The organism is Actinomadura opuntiae (assembly GCF_030283205.1).
Classification (GTDB): Bacteria; Actinomycetota; Actinomycetes; order Streptosporangiales; family Streptosporangiaceae; genus Spirillospora.
Map to the genome: position 1 here is coordinate 184219 of NZ_JASNWF010000008.1, position 19422 is coordinate 203640.

The following is a 19422-nucleotide window of genomic DNA, read 5'->3' on the forward strand; positions in this document are numbered from 1 at the left end:
TCACTCAGCGCGTACCGCAATGTCCCGGCGGAGCCGGAACTTCTGGACCTTGCCGCTCGCGGTGCGCGGGAAGTCGTCCACGACGTGCAGCTCCTCCGGCCACTTCTGCCGGGCCAGCCCCACCCGCTCCAGGTGGGCGCGCATCGCCCCGATCGTCGGCGCCGGCCCGCCCGGCCGCGGCCGCAGCACCGCCGCGGCGTGCTCGCCGAGCCGGGCGTCGGGCGCCGACACCACCGCCGCCTCGGCCACGCCCGGCATGCCGAGCAGCGCCTCCTCGACCTCCAGCGCGCCGATGTTCTCCCCGCCCCGGATGATGACGTCGGACTTGCGGTCGGTGATCGTCAGGTAACCGTCCTCGTCGAGCACGCCGATGTCGCCCGTCCGGTACCAGCCGTCCTCGTCGAAGGCGCGGGCGGTCAGCTCCGGATCGGTGTAGCCGACGCACAGGTCCGGCCCCCGGCTGAGGATCTCCCCGTCCTCGCCGAGGCGGATCTCCACCCCCGGCAGCGCCGCGCCGTCGGTGTGCAGGCGCTTGGCCGCGGGGTCCGTGTAGTGCGAGCCCGTGATGGACGGGTGCTCGGTGCTGCCGTAGGACCGGAACACCGTGATGCCAAGGTCCTGGAGCCGGGTGGTGACCGCAACCGGGACGGCAGCCCCGCCGAGGCCCGCGAACCGCATGTGCGGCAGGTGCTCGGCAGTGAAGTCGGGATGGTCGAGCAGGCTCGTCATGTAGTACGGGACGCCGCCGCACACGGTGAGGCCGTCGCTCTTCATCAGCGCCAGCACCCGCGCCGGGTCCCAGACGTCGGCGATGTTCACCGCCGCGCCGCTCAGCACCGGAATCAGGTACGCCGAGACCATGCCGATGAAGTGGCCCACCGGGGCGGAGATGATCTGCCGGGCGACGTCGGGCGGGTAGCGCTCGGAGAGCTGGCGGGTCTCGAACCCGAGCGTCCGGTGGCTGTGCACGACCCCCTTCGGGTCGCGGGTCGTGCCGGAGGTGAACGCGATCACCGCGGGGCCCGCCGGGTCCACGGCGGCCGTGCCGGGCAGCGGGTCGTCGGCGAGCAGGTCGTCGAAGTCGCGGCCGACGACGCCGACGACCGGCACGTCCGCGCACACGTCGGGCTGGAACTCCAGGCGGCCGAACCGCTCGGCGCCGACGAACACCTTCGGCCGGACGGCCTTCAGGATGTAGCCGACCTCCTTGCGGCCGTAGAAGTGGACGATCGGCACGACGGTCGCGCCGAGGAAGGCCGACGCCCAGAAGACCGCCGCCGCCTCCATCCAGTTCGGCAGCTGGAACGCCACCACGTCGCCGGGCCGCACCCCGCGGGCTCGGAGCCCGGCGGCGAGCCGGCGGGCTACCAACTCCACGTCGCGGAACGTGCCGGACCACGGCCGCACCGCCGAGTGCACCCGGAACACCGCGCCTGGCGCGCGGCCGAGCCCGCGCGCCAGCATCTCCCCGAGGGCCTCGTGGGTCCACCACCCCTCCGCCTCATATCGCTCGACCAGTGCGTCGGGGATCGTTCGCATGGTGATGGCTCCCATTCGCCGGTGCGGACCGCCGCCGCCCTGTGGATATCACGTTCTCATCGCAGAGAACAGTCATCTCTGAGTTGGCGCGGCCGGCAGCGATCACCCAGCCCCGGCGGTCGTCCGGCCTGCCGGAGGGTTGCCTGCGCGGTGACGGGCGAATACGCTATTTCCGTAAATGAGAATGTCAATCTCTCGTCATCTGGAGAGGCCCGCATGGTCGATCTCGAGCTGGAGCGGGGGGTGGCGGTCATCACCATCGACCGCCCGCAGGCCCGCAACGCCATCGCCCCGGCCACCATGGACCAGCTGGACAAGGCCCTCGACGCGGCGGAGGGCGCCGACGCGCTGGTGGTCCGCGGCGGCGGCGACCGGGCGTTCGTCTCGGGCGGCGACCTGAAGGAGCTCGCCGCCATCCGCACCGAGGACGAGGCGGTCGCGATGGCCCTGCGGATGCGCGGCGTCTGCGACCGGATCGCGGCCTTCCCCGCCCCGGTGATCGCCGCGCTGAACGGGCACGCGCTGGGCGGCGGCGCCGAGGTGGCGGTGGCCGCCGACATCCGGGTGGCCGCCGATGACATCAGGATCGGCTTCACCCAGTCGACGCTGGCGATCATGCCGGCGTGGGGCGGTGCGGAGCGGCTCGCGGCGCTCGTCGGCCGGGGCCGGGCGCTGCTGCTCGCGGGCGCGGGCACCGTGCTCGGCGCGGCGGAGGCCGAGCGGCTCGGGCTGGTGGACCTGGTGCTGCCGCGCTCCTGCTTCGAGGAGGGCTGGCGGTCGCTGGCCGCCTCGCTCGCCACCGGCGCGGCGCGGGAGATCAAGCGCGTCGTCGCGGGCGGGCCGACGGCGGACGAGGCCGCCCGCGCCTTCGCCCGGCTGTGGGTGGCGGACGAGCACTGGGAGGCGGCGGAGAGGGCGATGAACCGTGCGCGATGACGTGTGGCTGACCGAGAGCCCGGTGGGGCTCATCGTGCGTCCGGCTCGCCCCGCCGAGACGACCGTCCTGTACCTGGCCGGCGACGGCGACCCGCACGCGACGCCGGAGCCGGTCCTCGACCTGGCCGGGCACCTCGCGGTCCGGACGGCGTCCACCGTCGTCTGCGGCCGGTACGGGGCGTCGTTCGCCACCGCGCTGGACGACGTCGGCGCGGCCTACGACCACTGCCGGGCGTCGGGGCCGACGGTGGTCGCGGGCGAGCGGCTCGGCGCCGGGCTGGCCGCGGCGCTGCTGCTGCGGCTGCGCGACCTCGGCGCCGAGCCGCCGCAGTGCGCGGTGCTGGTGTCGGCGCTGCTCGACCTGACGCTGGAGGCGCCGAGCCTGCGGCTCAACGCGAGCGCCGATCCCGCGTTCGACATCGCCCGGCTGCGGCGGCGCGTCGAGCGCTACGCCGCCGGAGCGGACCCGGCCGACCCGCTGCTCAGTCCCCTGTACGGCAACCTGCACGGGCTGCCGCCCGTCAAGCTCCTGGCGGCCGGGCCGGATCCGCTGCTGGACGACTCGCTGGCGTTCGCCGCCCGCGCCGCCCGTTCCGGCGTCACCGTGGACCTTCGCGTCCTGCAGGACCGGTCGCTGCTGCGTCCCGAGACCGTCACGGCCATCGCCGGCTTCGCCGCCGAGTGGTCGCGCGCGAACGGTTCGCCCGTTCCCTCCCGCTGACGTCAGACTCCGGCCGGGCCGGCCACGCGCCGCGGATGGGGTTCAGGTGACGGCGCCCGCAGCCTTGAGGGCGATGATGCGGTCCCAGTCCAGCCCGAGTTCGGTGAGGATCTCCTCGGTCTGCGCGGCGAACTCGGGCGCCGGGCCGAGCTCGGGCTCGGCGACGTCGAACTGCACGGGGCTGGCGACCAGGTCCAGGTCGCCGGCCCGGACGACGTAGCCGTTGGCGCGGGCCTGCGGGTCGTTGCCGGCCTGCAGCGAGTCCTGCACCGGCGCCCACGGCCCGGCGAGGGTGGCGAACCGGTCGGTCCACTCCGCCAGGGTCCGGGCGGCGATGGCCTCGCGGAGGATGTCCACGGCCTGCGCGGTGTTGGCGGCGATCCGCTCGGCGTCCGCGAAGCGCGGGTCGTCGGCCAGCTCCGGCCGCCCGATGTGGCGGCACACGTCCGGCCAGAACTTGCCGGGCTGCAGCATGACGAACGCCAGATGGCGGCCATCGGACGTGGCGTAGAGGCCGGACAGCGGGTTGGTCGGCGAGCCGTGCGCGCCCGCCGGCGGCGGCACCAGCGGCTCGCCGGCGTGCAGCGACAGCGCGATCCCGTGCCCCATGGCCCACAGGCCGCTGCCGAACAGCGACACGTCGACGACCGACGGCTCGCCGGTGCGCTCGCGCCGGAACAGCGCCGCCGCGATCCCGCCGGCCAGGTTCGTGCCGGAGATCGTGTCGCCGTAGGCGGGGCCGGGCGGGCTGATCATCCCCTCCGTCCCGGCGGGCGTGAGGCTGGCGGCGGTGCCGCCGCGCGCCCAGAAGGCCGTCATGTCGTAGCCGCCCTTGCCGGCCTCCCGGCCGCGCGGCCCGAGCGCGCTGCCCCGCGCGTAGACGATCGCCGGGTTGACGGCGCGGACGTCGTCGACGTCGATCCCGAACTTGGTGCGCGCGCCGGGGAGGAAGCTGGTCAGGAACACGTCCGAGCGGCGGATCAGCCCGTCGAGGACCTCCCGGCCCTCGGCCACGGTCAGGTCGAGCCCGAGGGAGCGCTTGCCGCGGTTGGCGTGCTCGATGTTGGGGTTGGGGTCGCCCTCGACGCGGATCGTGCCGATCTGCCGCAGCCCGCGCTGCGGGTCGCCGGTGACCGCGTGCTCCACCTTGACCACGTCGGCGCCCCAGTCGGCCAGCACGGCGCCCGCCGAGGGGACGAACCCGTACATCGCGACCTCCAGGACGCGGATCCCCTCCAGCGGCCTCACGCGGCCACCGCCGCGACGAATCCGGTCTCCATGAGCTCCTCCAACCCCGCGGCGTCCGTCGTGCGCACGGTGCCCGGCGGCGCGCCGCCACGTAAGGCACGTCTGGCTGGAAGTTACATTCTCAAATACGGAGAATCAACTCATCATTCGGGGACGGCGCAGGCGAACGGCGGCCGCGGGTCTTCCGGGCGGGCCGCGTATGAGAGTAATGTTCTCATATCCGGAACGAAGGTTCTCTGGACCTGCGACCCGGAGCGGGCGGGCCGAGCGGCTCCAGACCGGAAGGACACTCGATGGGACGTGTTGCGGGAAAGGTCGCGTTCATCACCGGCGCGGCCCGGGGCCAGGGCCGCAGCCACGCGGTGCGGCTGGCGGAGGAGGGCGCCGACATCATCGCGGTCGACCTCTGCCAGGACTACGGGACGGTCGGCTACCCCCTCGCCCGGCCGGACGACCTGAAGGAGACCGTCCGGCTCGTCGAGGAGCTGGGCCGGCGGATCGTGCCGGTGCAGGCCGACGTGCGCGAGGCCGCGCAGCTGCGCGAGGCGGTGGAACGCGGCATCGCCGAGCTCGGCCGGCTCGACATCGTCGTCGCGCAGGCCGGGGTGGCCGGGATGAAGGGGCAGCCGCCGCTGCAGGCGTGGAGCGACGTCGTCGACACCAACCTCGTGGGGACGATCAACGCGGTCCAGGCGGCGCTGCCGCACCTGCCCGAGGGCGGCTCCATCATCGCGACCGGGTCGACCGCCGCGCTGATGATCGTCGGCACCATCGACGAGCCGGGCAAGGACCCCGGCGGGCACGCCTACATGTACGCCAAGAAGGCGCTCTCGCAGTACATCCACGAGCTGGCGAGGAACGTCGCGCCGCTGCGGATCCGGGCCAACGTCGTGCACCCCACCAACTGCAACACCGACATGCTGCAGAGCGAGCCGATGTACAGGTCGTTCCGGCCGGACCTGGAGCATCCGACCCGCGCGGACGCCGAGCCGGCGTTCAGCGTGCAGCAGGCGATGCCCGTCCCCTACGTCGAGCCGCGCGACATCAGCGACATGGTCCTGTTCCTGGCGTCGGACGAGTCCCGCTACGTCACGGGCATGCAGATGCGGGTCGACGCCGGCGGCTACCTCAAGTGGCACGACTACAAGGTCTGAGCCCAAGGCCAGAGCCCTCAAAGGAGGAGACATCGTGAAGGTACAGGTGGACTCGGAGCGCTGCCAGGGGCACACGCTCTGCGCCATGCGGGCGCCCGACGTCTTCGAGCTCGACGACGTCGACGGCCACTCCTCGCCGGTCAGCGAGGAGGTCCCGGCCGACCAGGAGGGGAAGGTCCTGGAGGCCGTCCGGTCGTGCCCGGAGCGCGCGATCTCGGTGTCCTGACCGGCCCGTTCCCAGCACAGCGAGGATGACTAGGAGGCCGTGTGGCCGGACCGTCGGGCCGCCCCCTGCCGTCGATCACCGATGAGAACGCCTTCTTCTGGACGTCCGGGGCGGACGGCCGGCTGCGCTTCCAGCAGTGCGAGGCGTGCGAGGCGCTGATCCATCCGCCGCAGCCGGTGTGCCGGTACTGCCGGGGCACCCGGCTGCGGGTGCGGGCGGTCTCGGGCGCCGCCACGCTCATCGGCTTCACCGTCAACCACCGGTTCGCGCTGCCCGGGCTGCCGCCGCCCTACGTCGTGGCGCAGGTGGCGATCGAGGAGGACCCCCGCGTCCGGCTGACGACCAACGCCGTCGAGTGCGATCCCGCCGACCTCGAGCTCGGCATGCGGATGGAGGTCGTCTTCGAGCAGGCCGAGGACGTGTGGCTGCCGCTGTTCCGCCCGGCGGCGGAGCAGGGCGAGCCGGCCGCGCCGCCGCGGGACGCGGTGGAGCCCGAGCGGATCGGGCGGCACGTCCGGCCGATGGTCGCGGCGGACAAGTTCGAGGACCGTGCCGCGATCACCGGCATCGGCGCCTCGGAGATCGGGCGCCGCCTGATGGTCCCGCCGCTGTCGCTGACCGTGGCGGCGTGCGAGCGGGCCGTCGCGGACGCCGGCCTCACCCTCGACGACATCGACGGCCTGGCGACCTATCCGGGGGCCGGGGCCTTCGGCGGGTTCGCCGAGGGCGGGATCACCGCGCTGGAGTCGGCGCTGGGCATCCGGCCGACCTGGTACAACGGCGGCGCGGAGACCTTCGGCCCCGGCGGCTCCCTGATCGCGGCGATGCTCGCGGTCGCGGGCGGCCTGGCCCGGCACGTGCTGTGCTTCCGCACGCTCTGGGAGGCCACGCACACCGAACTGATGCGGCAGGGGAAACTCGCCCCGCCTAGCGGCGGGCGGGTCTCCGGCGGCTCGGCCTGGATGCACCCCTTCGGTGCGGTCTCGGCGGCGCACACGCTCGCGCAGAACGCCCAGCGGCACTTCGCCCGGTACGGGACGACCCGCGAGACGCTCGGCTGGATCGCGCTGAACCAGCGGGCGAACGCCGCGCTGAACCCGGCGGCGATCTACCGCGACCCGATGACGATGGACGACTACCTCGGCGCCCGCCCGATCACCACGCCGTTCGGGCTCTACGACTGCGACGTGCCCTGCGACGGCGCGATCGCGGTCATCGTGTCGGCGGCCGACGCCGCCCGCGACCTGCCCAAGCCGCCGGTTCGCGTGGAGGCCGTCGGGACGCAGATCGTCGAGCGGCTGGAGTGGGACCAGAGCACCCTGACCCACGAACCGCAGGTCCTCGGGCAGGCCGCGCACCTGTGGACCCGCACGTCGCTGCGGCCCTCCGACGTCGACGTGGCGCTGCTCTACGACGGCTTCACCATCAACTGCCTGTCGTGGATCGAGGCGCTGGGCTTCTGCGGCATCGGCGAGGCCAAGGACTTCCTCGACGGCGGCAAGAACATCGCCCGCGACGGCCTGCTGCCGCTCAACACCCACGGCGGGCAGCTCTCGCACGGACGCACCCACGGCATGGGCCTCGTCCACGAGGCCGTCGTGCAGCTGCGCGGCGAGGCCGGGGAACGGCAGGTGCCGGACGCCCGCGTCGCGGTGGTGAGCAGCGGCGGCCTCACGCCGAGCGGAGCCATCCTGCTGCGGTCGGACGCGTGACGGCCGCCGCCGGTCCCGCACCGTCCCGCCTGGTCGCCGACGTCGGCGGCGTCGCGATGTCGGCGCTGCTGGCGGAGGCCCCCCGGCCCCGCGCCGTGGTCGTGGCGCTGCACGGCGGCGCGACGACCTCGGTGTACTTCGACGCGCCGAACCGGCCGCGGCTGTCCCTGGTGCGGACCGGGGCGGCGCTCGGCTTCACCGTCCTCGCCCTGGACCGTCCGGGCTACGGCGCGTCGGCGGCCCGCGCGGACCGGATGGCGACGGCCGGGGAGCGCGTCGACCTGGCGTACGCGGCGGTGGACCGGTTGCTGGCGTCGCGCCCGCGCGGCGCGGGCGTCGTCCTGGTGGGGCACTCGCTGGGCTGCGAGCTGGCCGTCCGGATGGCGGCCGACGAGCGCGGCCGCGACCTGCTCGGGCTGGAGATCTCCGGGACCGGGCGGCACTACCGGCCGTCCGCCGCGCGGATCCTGACGGGCCGGTTCCGGGACGGCGCCTCGCCGGCGTCCCGGGCGGGCGCGGTCCGCGACCTGGTGTGGGGCGGCGACGCCCTGTACCCCGAGCGCATCGCGAGCGAGGCGGGCGTCCTGGTGCCCGGTCCCCCGCACGAGGGCGGCGTCGCGCGGAGCTGGCCGCACGACTTCCCGGCGGTCGCCGCCCGGGTGCGCGTTCCGGTGCACTACACCCTCGCCGAGCACGAGGGCGTGTGGCGGTCCGGTCCCGCCGGCCTGGCCGACGTCACGGCCATGTTCACTGCCGCGCCGCGCGTCGCGGGCGAGGAGCAGGCGGGCGGCGGGCACAACCTGAGCCTGGGCCTGTCGGCGAGGGCGTACCACCTGCGGGTCCTGGCCTTCGCGGAGGAGTGCGTCCTGGCGCGCGAGCGAGCGGATCGCGAGCGGCCTTCGCAGCGGGCCCCCGTGCCGCGCGAGGAGACGCCAAGCTGAACCGTCCGGCCGGACGCCGCGACGGCCGCGGCGCTCAGTCGGCGGCGTTCGGGGCGCGGGACGCGACGGCGGCGCCGGAGATGCCGTGGAAGCAGAAGTCCCAGACCTCCCGCGAGGTGAAGGGCGCGGCGCGCCCCTCGACGGCGACGCCGTTGCCCTGGGCCGCGAACATGATCGTCTGCATCACGAGGGAGGCGCGGCGCCGCGGCCGGCCCGCGGGGATCGCGCCGGCCTCGGCGGCCTGCTCGATGAGCTCGGTGAACACCGCGAGCAGCGGAAGGTGCGCGGCCGCCACCTGGGCGGGGTGCCGGACGAGCAGCTGCTGCGCGAAGTCGCTGAACAGCGGGCGCCGCACGTCCGGTTTCGGACGGGACTGCTCGTAGAGCAGCTCGACGGCGCCCCGCAGGCGGCGCAGCGGATCGGCCTCGGCCACGGCGGCGTGCCTGATCTCCAGCGCCCCGCGGGCCAGCGCGTCCTCGAACAGCGCCAGCAGCAGCTCGTGCTTGCCGTCGAAGTGCTGGTAGAAGCTGCGCAGCGACTGCTGGGACCGGTCGACGACCTCCTGGACGGTGACGTCCGTCGTCCCCCTCTCGGCGATGAGCCCCTGCGCCGCGTCCAGGAAGCGCTGCACGCGCTGCTCGGCGCGGAGCTTGGCGGCTCGGGTGGAGCGCTCGACGGCCCGCCGGCGCCACGCCGGCTCATCGGAGACTTCGGTCACGCGCAGAACGATACTCCGCTGTCGAGACTCTTACTATCGATTCTTGAGAATGTTATTCTCTCGGCCATGCACCACCTGGGCTGGCAGGCGCGGCGGCGCCCCGACGCGGCCGCCGTCATCGAGAGCGACGGCACGACCGTGACCTACGCGGAGCTGGACGCCCGCTCCCGCCACCTGGCCGCCGCGCTGGACCTGGACCCGGGCGAGCGGATCTCCGTCCAGATGCCCAACGGCGCCGCGCTGCTGGAGGTCGCCTGGGCGGCCCAGCGCTCGGGCCTGTACTACACGCCGGTGAACACCCACCTGCGACCGTCGGAGATCGCGGAGATGACCGACGGCACGCTGCTGGTCACCACCGAGGTCTACGAGCGGCTGCTCGCCACCCCGGTCGGCGGCGGGCCCCGCGAGTGCGAGGGACGCGAGCTGCTGTTCTCCGGCGGGACCACGGGACGCCCCAAGGCGATCCGCAAGCAGCTCACCGCCGGGCCGATGGGCGATCCGACAGCCGAATGCGTCCGCGTCGCGATGGGCCTGGAGCGCTACGGCCTCGGCCCCGGGAGCGTCTACCTGTCCCCCGCCCCGCTCTACCACGCCGCGCCGCTGGTGTACTGCATGTCGCTGCTGCGGCTGGGCGCGACCCTCGTCGTCATGGACCGCTTCGACGCGGCCCGCTGCCTGGAGCTGATCGAACGCCACCGGGTCACCCACGCGCAGTTCGTCCCGACGATGTTCATCCGCATGCTGAAGCTGCCCGCCGAGCAGCGCGACCGCGACCTGAGCAGCCTCGAGCTGGTCTTCCACAGCGCGGCGCCCTGCCCGGTGGAGGTCAAGCGGCGGATGCTCGACTGGTTCGGCCCGATCATCCACGAGTACTACTCGGGCACCGAGGGGTACGGGCACGTCGCCATCGGCCCGGAGGAATGGCTCGCGCACCCCGGCTCGGTCGGCAAGGCCGGCGACGACGTCAGCATCAGGGACGGCGTCGTCCACTTCGGCGACCGCACGCTCGGCGACGTCGGCCACCTGGACGAGGACGGCTACCTGTACCTGACCGACCGCGTCGCCCACATGATCGTGTCCGGCGGCGTCAACATCTACCCGCAGGAGACCGAGAACCTCCTCGTCATGCATCCCCGCGTGGCCGACGCCGCGGTGATCGGGGTGCCCGACCCGGAGATGGGCGAGCGCGTGCTGGCGGTGGTCGAGCCGGCGGACGGGCAGGGCGGCGACGAGCTGAAGGACGAACTGCTCGCGTACTGCCGGGACCGCCTGGCCCACTACAAGTGCCCCCGCGACGTCGACTTCGTGCCCGCCCTCCCACGGGACCCGAGCGGCAAGCTGCGCAAGGCCCTGCTCCGGGAGGGCTACTGGCAGAACCACGAAACGAGGATCGTCTGAATGGCACCCGACTCCGACACCCCGACGATGTCCCACCACGGCGGCGCGGTCCGGCGAACGGCGGCCGAGGCCGCGGAGCCGGCCGCCACGACACGGCTCTGAGGGCGAGGGGCGCACATGGATTTCGAGTTCGACGAGGACCAGCGGCTGCTGCAGGAGATGGTCCGCGACACGGTGACGAAGTCGCGGTCGCAGCCCGAGGAGAAGCTGTGGCGGACCTACCAGGAGCTGGGCTGGCTGGAGACGCCGCCGGTGGAGCTGGCGATCGTCCTGGAGGAGCTCGGCTACGTGGCCGACCCCACCCCCTTCCTCGCCACGACGACCTGGTTCGCGCCGCTCGCCGGGCGGCTGCCCGCGGGCTCCGGGACGGGGGTGTGCGACGGCACCGGACGCTTCGTCCTGGACGCCGACCGCGCCGACGAGGTCGCGCTGCTCACCGGTGACGGCGTGACCGTCGTGGCCGGCGCGGAGCTGGCCGCCGAGCCGGTCCCGGTCTTCGACCCGACCCTGCACGTCGCACACGTCGAGGCTGCGGGCCTCGCCGCCGGGGTCCCCGACCTGACCCTGATGGGCCTGGCGGTCACCGCCGTCGGCGCGTGCCGCCGCATCCTGGACCTCGCGCTGGCGCACGTGAAGCGGCGCGAGCAGTTCGGCGTGCCGATCGGCTCGTTCCAGGCCGTCAAGCACAAGGCGGCGGACATGCACGTCGCGATCGAGCGGGCCAGGGCGCTGGCGTACTACTCGGCGCTGACCATCGCCGAGGACGACGCGCGCCGCCGCGAGGCCGCGCTGATGGCCAAGGCCGCCGCCGGGGAGTGCCAGCGGATCGTGTTCAAGCACGGGTACCAGCTCTTCGGCGCCATGGGCTACACGTGGGAGAACGACCTGCAGATCTACCTCAAACGGGCGAAGGCGTGCGACCTGCTGCTGGGCGGTGCGTCCGTGCACCGGCGGGCGCTGCTGGAGGAACACGCGCGGAAGGGTGCCGTCCGATGAAGCTCGCCCCCGACCCCGAGGTCGAGGAGTTCCGCGCCGAGTTCGCCGCGTTCCTCGACGCGAACCTCCCGAGCGCGGAGGAGGCCGCCGTCCGGCCGAAGTCCAGCGCCGACATCCCGGAGTGGGCGCGGCGCTGGCAGCGCACGCTGTTCGACGCGGGCTGGCTGCTGCCGGGAAACCCGCCGGAGTACGGCGGCCGCGACGCCACGCTGCCGCAGCAGCTCGCCCATCTGGAGGAGCTGTCCCGGCGGCGGATCTACCACAGCTTCAACCCGCAGGGCCTCGGCATCGTCGCCGCCTCGCTGCTGACGTTCGGCACCGAGGAGCAGAAGCGGCGGTGGGCCGTCCCGATCCTGCGCGCCGAGATCACCGCCGCGCTCGGGATGAGCGAGCCGGGCGCCGGCTCCGACCTGGCCGGGCTGCGCACCCGCGCCGTCCTCGACGGCGACGAGTTCGTGATCAACGGTCAGAAGGTGTGGACGTCCGGCGCGCACGACGCCGACATCCTGCTGACGTTCGTGCGCACCGACCCCGATGCGCCCAAGCACAAGGGCATCAGCGTCCTGATCGTCCCGACCGCCAGCGAGGGGCTGGTCCGCCGGCCGTTCGGGTCGATCGCCGCCCCCGACGACTACGACTTCAACGAGGTGTTCTTCACCGACGTCCGGGTCCCCCGCGAGAACCTCGTCGGCCCCCTGCACGGCGGCTGGGGGGTGGCGCACGGCTCGCTCGGGCACGAGCGGACGCTGCTGTGGCTGAGCTACGCCGACTGGATGAGCTACCTGATCGAGGACTCGCCCAGCACCCAGGAGTGGTACGCGACCCTGCTCATGGACCTCCAGGCGATCCGGCTGCTCGGCTACCGCCAGCTCGCCGGCGGCCGGGACCCGGCCGAGCTCTCGGTGCTCAAGCTGTTCGGGTCCGAGGCGGTGCAGGAGGCGTCCCTGCACGCGCTGGAGGAGCACGGGCCCGATTCCCTGATGCATCCCACGCTGACCGCCTCCTTCAACCACATGGACCTCGCCGACCACTACGCGAGCTGGTTCGAGCGGTACGCGCGCAGCTTCGGCGGGACGATCGCGGGCGGCACGTCGGAGATCCAGCGCAACATCATCGCCGAACGCATCCTCGGCCTGCCCCGGTAACGGGAGGCCCGCACAAGGCCGCGCCACTCGCGGCACCCGGTCGGATCTCAGTGAGGAGGGCGCATGAGCCCATCGGCAGTGCGCGTCGGCCCATCGGCAATGCGCGTCGGTTTCATCGGGCTGGGCAGCCAGGGCGGCCCCATGGCGCAGCGGATCGTCGACGCCGGGCATCCGACGACGCTGTGGGCGCGGCGTCCCGCGACGCTGGAGCCGTTCGCCGGCACCGGCGCGGCCGTCGCCGCGTCCCCCGCCGAGTTGGCGCGGGGCAGCGACCTGGTCTGCGTCTGCGTGGTCGACGACGCGGGGGTCGAGGAGGTCCTCTCCGGCGAGGACGGTGTGCTGGCGGGACTCGCGGACGGCGCGGTGATCGCCGTGCACAGCACCGTCCACCCCGACACCTGCCGCCGCCTCGCCGCCGAGGCGGAGAAGCAGGGCGTCGCGCTCATCGACGCGCCGGTGAGCGGGGGCGGGCCCGCGGCGGCCGAGGGGCGTCTTCTGGTGATGGCGGGCGGCGAGGAGGAGACCGTCGAGCGCTGCCGCCCGGTGTTCGCCTCCTACGGCGACCCGATCGTCCACACGGGGCCGCTCGGCTCCGGGCAGGTCGCCAAGCTGCTGAACAACCTGCTGTTCACCGCCAACCTCGCGACGGCGTCGACCGCGCTGGCGCTCGGCCGGGCGCTGGACGTCGACCCCGGCGGCCTGGCCGAGGTGGTCTCCCGCGGCAGCGGCGCCAGCTTCGCCCTGGACCGGGTCGCCCCCACCGGGGGAAGCCTCGACCGGCTCGCCGCCTACGCCGGCGGGCTGCTGCGCAAGGACGTCGGGCTGATCGCGGGCATCGCCGACGCGGCCGGCGCCGAGGCCGGCGCGGTCCTGGACGCCGCCGACGCCGCCCTCGCCCTCATGCGCCACCCCAGATGACCCGGCCGCCCGGTCCCATGAACGAATGTCAGCCCGCTCGGAGGAGAGTGCGATGGACCAGATCCTGTACGAGGTGAAGGACCGCGTCGCGGTCATCACGCTGAACCGGCCCGAGGCCGCCAACGCGCAGACCATGGCGCTGCTGGACGATCTCGACGCCGCGTGGAGCCGCGCCGCCAGCGACGCCGAGGTGCGGGTCATCGTGCTGAAGGCCAACGGCAGGCACTTCTCGTCCGGCCACGACCTCAAGGGCGGCGGCGGGCCCGCCCCAGACAAGATCACGCTGGAGCACATCTACGGCGTCGAGGCGCGCCGGTACCTGGAGTACACGCTGCGGTGGCGCAACGTCCCCAAGCCGTCGATCGCCGCCGTGCAGGGCAAGTGCATCGCGGGCGGCCTCATGCTCTGCTGGCCCTGCGACCTGATCGTGGCCGCCGAGAACGCGCAGTTCTCCGATCCCGTGGTGCACATGGGCATCGGCGGCGTGGAGTACCACGGCCACACGTGGGAGCTCGGCCCGCGCAAGGCCAAGGAGATCCTGTTCACCGGCCGTCCCGTCACCGCGGACGAGGCCGAGAAGGTCGGCATGGTCAACCGGGTCGTCCCGCTGGACGAGCTGGAGACGACCGCGATGGAGCTGGCCGGGCAGATCGCGCAGATGCACCCGTTCGCGCTGCGGCAGGCCAAGCGCGCGGTCAACCAGACCCTCGACGTGCAGGGCTTCTACGCGGCCGTCCAGTCGGTGTTCGACATCCACCAGACCGGCCACGGCAACGCGCTCAGCGACGGCGGGTTCCCCGTCCTCATGCGGCTCGACGGGATGAAGGACAAGCTCAAGAGCCAGTGAGCGCCGCGCGGCCGTCAGAGCGCGGTGGACGGGTCCGCGAGCGGGCCGGTCGGACGCCGGATCATCCCCTGCACGGAGAACGAGGCGACCATGCGCTCGTCCTCGGTGTACACGCGGCCCTCGCTCTGGGTCGTTCCACGGCCCGTGTAGACGACGCGGGTGGCGTACAGCAGCCACTCGGTGACGTCGGCGTCCTCGTGGTAGGCGATCGTGACCTTCGAGATGCCGGTGGAGATGGTCTTGTGGGCCATGGCCTCGCTGTAGCCGGCGTGCGGGCGCAGCGCTGCGGCGATCGTCCAGTGCGCGACCGACTGCGTCATCAGGGCGGTGTGCAGGTACGCGGCGGGTGGCGCGTCGGCGAAGCGGATCCATGCGAACAGCTCGGGCGGTCCGACGCGTCGCGGGTCGTCGTCGTAGGCGTCGTCGACGATGCGCAGCTCGCGGCCCCGCACCTGCATGCCGGGCCGCTCGAACGAACGCGCAGGGCGGGAGACGTCGGGCATCGGCGCCGTCTGCGTGATGAGGTCGCCGGCGTCGGCTCCCATGAGGATCAGTCCGGCGCAGCAGGGCCGGCCGTTCTGCGTCACCCGCGTCTGGACGGTGGAGTAGGTCCGGCCCCGGTGCGGCACGTCGAGGCCAACCTCGATCGGCGTGTCATGGCGGACGGCTCGCGAGAACACCATGGACGCCGACGCGACCCGCTGATCGGGGATCTCCTTCGACGCCGCGACGACGGCCGCGCCCAGCAGTTGCCCGGCCTCCACTACGTTGCGGGCGGTGGCCCCGTGGGCGGGAGCCGTGTACCGCCCGGGTCCGGCCGGGCGGACGTCCATCAGCCGGAGCAGCTCGCCTTCGTCCCACGCGTCCGCCGCCGGAGTCCCCATGGTCCTCACCCTCGGGCGGAGGTGACCGGGTCGGCCGCGCCCAGCTGGACGACGGCCCGGTCCTGGTAGAAGGCGATGTGGTCGCGCAGGAGGGCGACCTCGGTGTACGGCTCCGGATACTCCCAGGCGATGGGGTCGGCGTCGTCGTGCAGCCGCCAGTACTTCGCCCGTCCCTTGAACGGGCACCGCGACGTCCGGTCGGAGGGTGCGAGGTGCTCGGTCCGCACGTCCGCTCGCGGTATGTAGAGGACGAGCCCGTGGTCCTGCTCGTCGACGACGAGAGCCGCGGTGGTCTCGGCCAGAGTCACGCCCTCGTGCGTCACGCGGACGAGGTTGTGCTTGCGGCGTACGTCCACCCGGTAGTCCGGGCGGTCGATGTAACCCGATGGTTCCAACGCCTACCTCCTCAGGGCGTGGCCCGCAGCGTGCCGTCGCGGACCTGTTCGCGCAGACGGAACTTCTGGACCTTGCCGGTGGCGGTGCGCGGGAAGTCCGCGACGAGACGCACCGACTCCGGCCACTTCTGCCGGGCGAGCCCGGACGCGGCGAGATGCGCCCGCACGTCGTCCAGCGTTACCGGGGGCGTCCCCTCGCGCGGGCGGACGACGGCGCAGGCGTGCTCGCCCAGCCGCTCGTCGGGTTCGGCCACCACGCTGACCTCGGCGACCTGCTCCATCCTCAGCAGCAGCGCCTCGATCTCCTGCGCGCTGATGTTCTCGCCGCCCCGGATGATGACGTCGGCGACCCGGTCGGTGATGGTGAGATAGCCGTCGCCGTCCACCTCGCCCATGTCGCCGGTGCGGTACCAGCCGTCGGCGTCGAACGCGCGGGCGGTGAGTTCGGGGTCGGTGTAGCCGATGCAGCAGTCGGCGCCGCGGGTGAGGATCTCGCCGTCGTCGTCCAGCCGGAACTCGGCGCCCGGCAGCGCCCGGCCGTCGGTGCGCAGGCGCTTGCCCGGAGCGTCGTCCAGCAGGCTCGCGGTGACCGACGGATGCTCCGTGCTGCCGTACGACCGGTACACCGCGATGCCCTCGCGGGTGGCGCGCTCGGTGAACGCCTCCGGCACCGTCGCGCCGCCGAGGCCCATGTACGGGATCAGGGCCAGGTGTTCGGGCGTGAAGTCCGGGTGGTCGAGCAGGCTGGTCAGGAAGTAGGGCGGCCCGCCGGCGATGCCGACGCCCTGCTCGCGCATCAGCGCCAGCACCTCGGCCGGGTCCCAGACGTCGATCAGGTGCACGGGCTCCGCACGCAGCAGCGGCAGCAGGAACGCGTTGATCATGCCCATGAAGTGGCCGACCGGGGTGCCCACCACCTGCGGTGGCCCGCCCCTGCCGTAGAAGTGGTCGGCCTGCCGCGCCTCCCAGCCGATCGTCTGGTGGCTGTGCACCACGCCCTTGGGCTTGAGCGTCGTCCCGGAGGTGAAGCCCACGATCGCCGGGGACGCGGGGTCGACGGGCACCGGCTCCGGGAGCGGGTCGGCGTCCAGCATCCGGTGGAAGGGGACGGCGGTCCTCGGCAGTTCCCGTTCCGGACGATCGCTCACCACGAGCCACAGCGGTTCGCCGCCGCGCGACGCCGGCAGCTCCTCGTACTGGCGGAGGTGGTCGGTGCGGCCGAAGCGGTCGGGCGTGACGATCACCGCGGGACGGGTGTCGCCCAGGATGTGACCGACCTCCTTGGGGCCGTAGAAGTGCACCACCGGGACGACGATCGCGCCGGCGTAGGCGGCGGCCCAGAAGGTGATGGCCGCCTCGACCCAGTTCGGCAGCTGGAGCATGACCACCGAGCCGGGGCCGACGCCGCGGTCTCTGAAAGCTCGGGCGAGCGAGCGCGCGGCCCGGTCCACGTCGGCGAAGGTGCCGGTGTAGGGACGCACCCGGGAGCGGACATGGAACGGCAGGTGCGGGGCGCGGTCGAGCCCGGCGGCCACCGTCGAGCCGAGAGACTCCCCGGTCCACCTGCCCTCGTCGCGGTAGCGCCCGGCGAGTTCGGCCGGAACCGTTCGGACGCCCCAGCCGTCGGGAGCGGAGCTTCGGGTCATTGTTCCGTCCTCAGTACGACTTCGGCAGGCCGAGGACGTGCTCGCTGATGTAGTTCAGCACCATCTCCTGGCTGACCGGGGCGATGCGCATCAGCCGGGACTCCCGGAAGTAGCGCTCGACGTGGTACTCGCGCGCATAACCGAACCCGCCGTGCGTCTGGACGGCCGCGTCGGCGGCGGCGAAGGCGGCGTCCGCGCACAGGTACTTCGCCGTGTTCGCCTCCTTGCCGCACGGCTGCCCCGCGTCGTAGCGGGCGGCGGCGTGCCGCGCGGCCAGCTCCGCCGCGTCCAGCCGCATCGACGCCTCGGCGAGCGGGAACGCGATCCCCTGGTTCTGGCCGATCGGGCGGTTGAAGACCACGCGCTCCCCCGCGTACCGGACGGCCCGGCGCAGCGCCGCACGGCCGATGCCCAGCGACTCGTGTGCGAGCAGGATCCGCTCGGGGTTGATGCCGTCGAGCAGGTAGGTGAACCCGCGTCCCTCCTCCCCCACCAGCGCCGACGCCGGGACGCGGAAGTCGTCGATGAACAGCTCGTAGGAGGAGACCGCGTTGCGGCCGAGCTTCGGGATCGCGCGCATCTCGACGCCGCCGCCGGTCAGGTCGACCACGAACATCGACAGCCCGTCCGTCGGGCGCTTCCCCTCGCGCGGCTCGCTCGTGCGGGCCAGCAGCACCGCCTTCTGCGACTGCGCCGCCTTGGTGATCCAGACCTTCCGCCCGTTGATCACGTAGTCGGAGCCGTCCCGGCGGGCGAAGGTGCGGATCCGGCTGGTGTCGGAGCCGGCGTCGGGCTCGGTGATGGCGAAGCAGACGTGCAGGTCGCCGGTGGCCGCCGCGGGGAGCAGCTCGCGGCACAGCCGGTCGCCGCCGTGCCGGGCCACCAGGTTGAGCCCGAAGATCGTGAGGTGGAACGGGCTGCAGCCGTTCATGCCCGCCCCGGACGCGGCGATCTCGTACATCATGGACGACGCCGCCGAGATCCCCATGCCCGCGCCGCCGTACTCGCGCGGGATCGCGATGCCGAGCCAGCCCGCCTCCGCGAACGCGTTGTAGAACTCCCAGGGGAACCGGGACTCCTGGTCGGCCTCGGCCCAGTAGGCGTCGTCGAACCGCCCGGCCACGTCCCGCACGGCCGCGCGCAGTTCCTCGTCGGTGAGCGCCTCGTCGGCGGTGGCGCCGTCCGGCGCGGTGTCCTGGCTCATCGAAAGCTCCTCGATCGGTTTCCTGCGTCAGCGCACCGAGCGTCCGCCGTCGACATAGAGCACCTGCCCGGTCACGAACCCCGACTCCTCGGCGGCCAGGAACAGGGCGGCGTTGGCGATGTCGGCGGGCTTGCCGGTGCGCCGCACCGGCAGCGTGGCGGCCACCTCGGCCAGCCGCTGGTCGGCCGGGACGCCGAGGCGCTCCGCCGTCGCCCGGGTCATCTCCGTGTCGACGTAGCCGGGGCCGATCGAGTTGACCGTGATGCCGAACGGACCGAGCTCGATCGCGGTCGTGCGGGTGAAGCCCTGGATGCCCGCCTTCGCCGCCGAGTAGTTCGCCTGGCCGCGGTTGCCCAGCGCCGAGGTCGAGGAGATGTTGATGACCCGCCCGTACCGGCGCTCGACCATGATCTTCTGCGCGGCGCGCGTCACCAGGAACACGCCGCGCATGTGGACGTTCACCACGGTGTCCCAGTCGTCCTCGGTCATCTTGAACAGCAGGTTGTCACGGGTGACTCCAGCGTTGTTGACCACGATGTCGAGGCCGCCGAACTCCTCGACGACCCGCTCCACCGCCCGCTCGACCTGCCCGGCGTCGGTGACGTCCGCGCCGATGCCGAGGGCACGTCCGCCCTCCTTCTCGATCGAGGCCACGGTCTCGCGGGTCAGGTCCTCCTCGAGGTCCAGGACGCCGACCCGGGCTCCGGCGCGGGCGTAGGTCCGCGCGATCTCCGCTCCGATGCCGCGGGCGGCGCCCGTCACCAGCGCGACGCGGCCGTCGAGGTTCGTCATGG

At 73.3% G+C, this 19422-nt stretch carries 19 protein-coding genes; 11 read left to right on the forward strand and 8 right to left on the reverse strand.

Translation table 11 applies throughout. The features are described from left to right. Entirely contained in the window at positions 1-1539 is a 1539-nt protein-coding gene (locus tag QP089_RS19050) for an AMP-binding protein (RefSeq protein ID WP_285913006.1), read from the reverse strand. 216 nt (positions 1540-1755) lie between these two features. Between QP089_RS19050 and QP089_RS19055 the strand changes: the two genes are divergently transcribed. Continuing rightward, complete coding sequence (locus QP089_RS19055; protein WP_285913007.1) at positions 1756-2475, forward strand: enoyl-CoA hydratase/isomerase family protein; 720 nt, start codon at positions 1756-1758, stop codon at positions 2473-2475. Then, positions 2465-3196 carry an alpha/beta hydrolase fold domain-containing protein gene (locus QP089_RS19060; protein ID WP_285913008.1) on the forward strand — a complete coding sequence of 244 codons (732 nt, stop codon included), beginning with the start codon at positions 2465-2467 and terminating at the stop codon, positions 3194-3196. The genes QP089_RS19055 and QP089_RS19060 overlap by 11 nt, the downstream gene beginning before the upstream one ends. Positions 3197-3238: 42 nt before the next feature. On the opposite strand, the gene QP089_RS19065 is transcribed toward QP089_RS19060, so the two are convergent. Further along, the gene (locus QP089_RS19065; RefSeq protein WP_285913009.1) at positions 3239-4444 is read right to left on the reverse strand and encodes a CaiB/BaiF CoA transferase family protein; all 1206 of its coding nucleotides are present in this window, start codon (positions 4442-4444) and stop codon (positions 3239-3241) included. Between the two features lie 293 nt (positions 4445-4737). On the opposite strand from QP089_RS19065, the gene QP089_RS19070 reads away from it, so the two are divergent. From QP089_RS19070 to QP089_RS19085, 4 genes are read left to right on the forward strand one after another with little or no spacing between them, the layout of a single operon-like run. Further along, complete coding sequence (locus tag QP089_RS19070) at positions 4738-5598, forward strand: mycofactocin-coupled SDR family oxidoreductase (protein WP_285913010.1); 861 nt, start codon at positions 4738-4740, stop codon at positions 5596-5598. Positions 5599-5632: 34 nt separating this feature from the next. Then, positions 5633-5824, forward strand: a complete 192-nt coding sequence (locus QP089_RS19075) for a ferredoxin (RefSeq protein WP_285913011.1) — start codon at positions 5633-5635, stop codon at positions 5822-5824. A gap of 41 nt (positions 5825-5865) precedes the next feature. Next, positions 5866-7536, forward strand: coding sequence for a thiolase C-terminal domain-containing protein (locus QP089_RS19080; protein WP_285913012.1), 1671 nt, complete (start codon positions 5866-5868; stop codon positions 7534-7536). Further along, the gene (locus QP089_RS19085) at positions 7533-8477 is read left to right on the forward strand and encodes an alpha/beta hydrolase (protein ID WP_285913013.1); all 945 of its coding nucleotides are present in this window, start codon (positions 7533-7535) and stop codon (positions 8475-8477) included. Before QP089_RS19080 ends, QP089_RS19085 begins: the two co-directional genes overlap by 4 nt. Positions 8478-8511: 34 nt before the next feature. Here QP089_RS19085 and QP089_RS19090 read toward each other — a convergent pair whose 3' ends face one another. Beyond that, entirely contained in the window at positions 8512-9195 is a 684-nt protein-coding gene (locus tag QP089_RS19090; protein WP_285913014.1) for a TetR/AcrR family transcriptional regulator, read from the reverse strand. 66 nt (positions 9196-9261) lie between these two features. Here QP089_RS19090 and QP089_RS19095 point away from each other — a divergent pair, with 66 nt between their 5' ends. The 5 genes from QP089_RS19095 (at position 9262) to QP089_RS19115 (ending at position 14499) form a co-directional block, all read left to right on the forward strand. After that, positions 9262-10593: an AMP-binding protein gene (locus QP089_RS19095; protein ID WP_285913015.1), complete on the forward strand. Its 1332-nt coding sequence runs from the start codon at positions 9262-9264 to the stop codon at positions 10591-10593. 117 nt (positions 10594-10710) lie between these two features. After that, positions 10711-11589: an acyl-CoA dehydrogenase family protein gene (locus tag QP089_RS19100; RefSeq protein WP_285913016.1), complete on the forward strand. Its 879-nt coding sequence runs from the start codon at positions 10711-10713 to the stop codon at positions 11587-11589. Next, positions 11586-12734: an acyl-CoA dehydrogenase family protein gene (locus QP089_RS19105; RefSeq protein ID WP_285913017.1), complete on the forward strand. Its 1149-nt coding sequence runs from the start codon at positions 11586-11588 to the stop codon at positions 12732-12734. The genes QP089_RS19100 and QP089_RS19105 overlap by 4 nt, the downstream gene beginning before the upstream one ends. A gap of 63 nt (positions 12735-12797) precedes the next feature. Next, complete coding sequence (locus QP089_RS19110) at positions 12798-13652, forward strand: NAD(P)-dependent oxidoreductase (protein ID WP_285913018.1); 855 nt, start codon at positions 12798-12800, stop codon at positions 13650-13652. 52 nt (positions 13653-13704) lie between these two features. Then, a complete protein-coding gene (locus QP089_RS19115) occupies positions 13705-14499 on the forward strand; it encodes an enoyl-CoA hydratase (protein WP_285913019.1) in 795 nt (264 codons plus the stop codon). 14 nt (positions 14500-14513) lie between these two features. Here QP089_RS19115 and QP089_RS19120 read toward each other — a convergent pair whose 3' ends face one another. The 5 genes from QP089_RS19120 to QP089_RS19140 are packed head-to-tail and all read right to left on the reverse strand — an operon-like array spanning position 14514 to position 19420. Beyond that, complete coding sequence (locus QP089_RS19120; protein ID WP_285913020.1) at positions 14514-15383, reverse strand: acyl-CoA thioesterase; 870 nt, start codon at positions 15381-15383, stop codon at positions 14514-14516. A gap of 5 nt (positions 15384-15388) precedes the next feature. Beyond that, complete coding sequence (locus QP089_RS19125; protein WP_285913021.1) at positions 15389-15778, reverse strand: DUF427 domain-containing protein; 390 nt, start codon at positions 15776-15778, stop codon at positions 15389-15391. Between the two features lie 11 nt (positions 15779-15789). After that, positions 15790-17424 (reverse strand): AMP-binding protein, encoded by a 1635-nt coding sequence (locus QP089_RS19130; RefSeq protein ID WP_285913022.1) that lies wholly within the window; start codon positions 17422-17424, stop codon positions 15790-15792. A gap of 10 nt (positions 17425-17434) precedes the next feature. After that, complete coding sequence (locus QP089_RS19135; RefSeq protein WP_285913023.1) at positions 17435-18628, reverse strand: acyl-CoA dehydrogenase family protein; 1194 nt, start codon at positions 18626-18628, stop codon at positions 17435-17437. A gap of 27 nt (positions 18629-18655) precedes the next feature. After that, complete coding sequence (locus QP089_RS19140; protein WP_285913258.1) at positions 18656-19420, reverse strand: SDR family NAD(P)-dependent oxidoreductase; 765 nt, start codon at positions 19418-19420, stop codon at positions 18656-18658. Positions 19421-19422 lie beyond the last annotated feature (2 nt).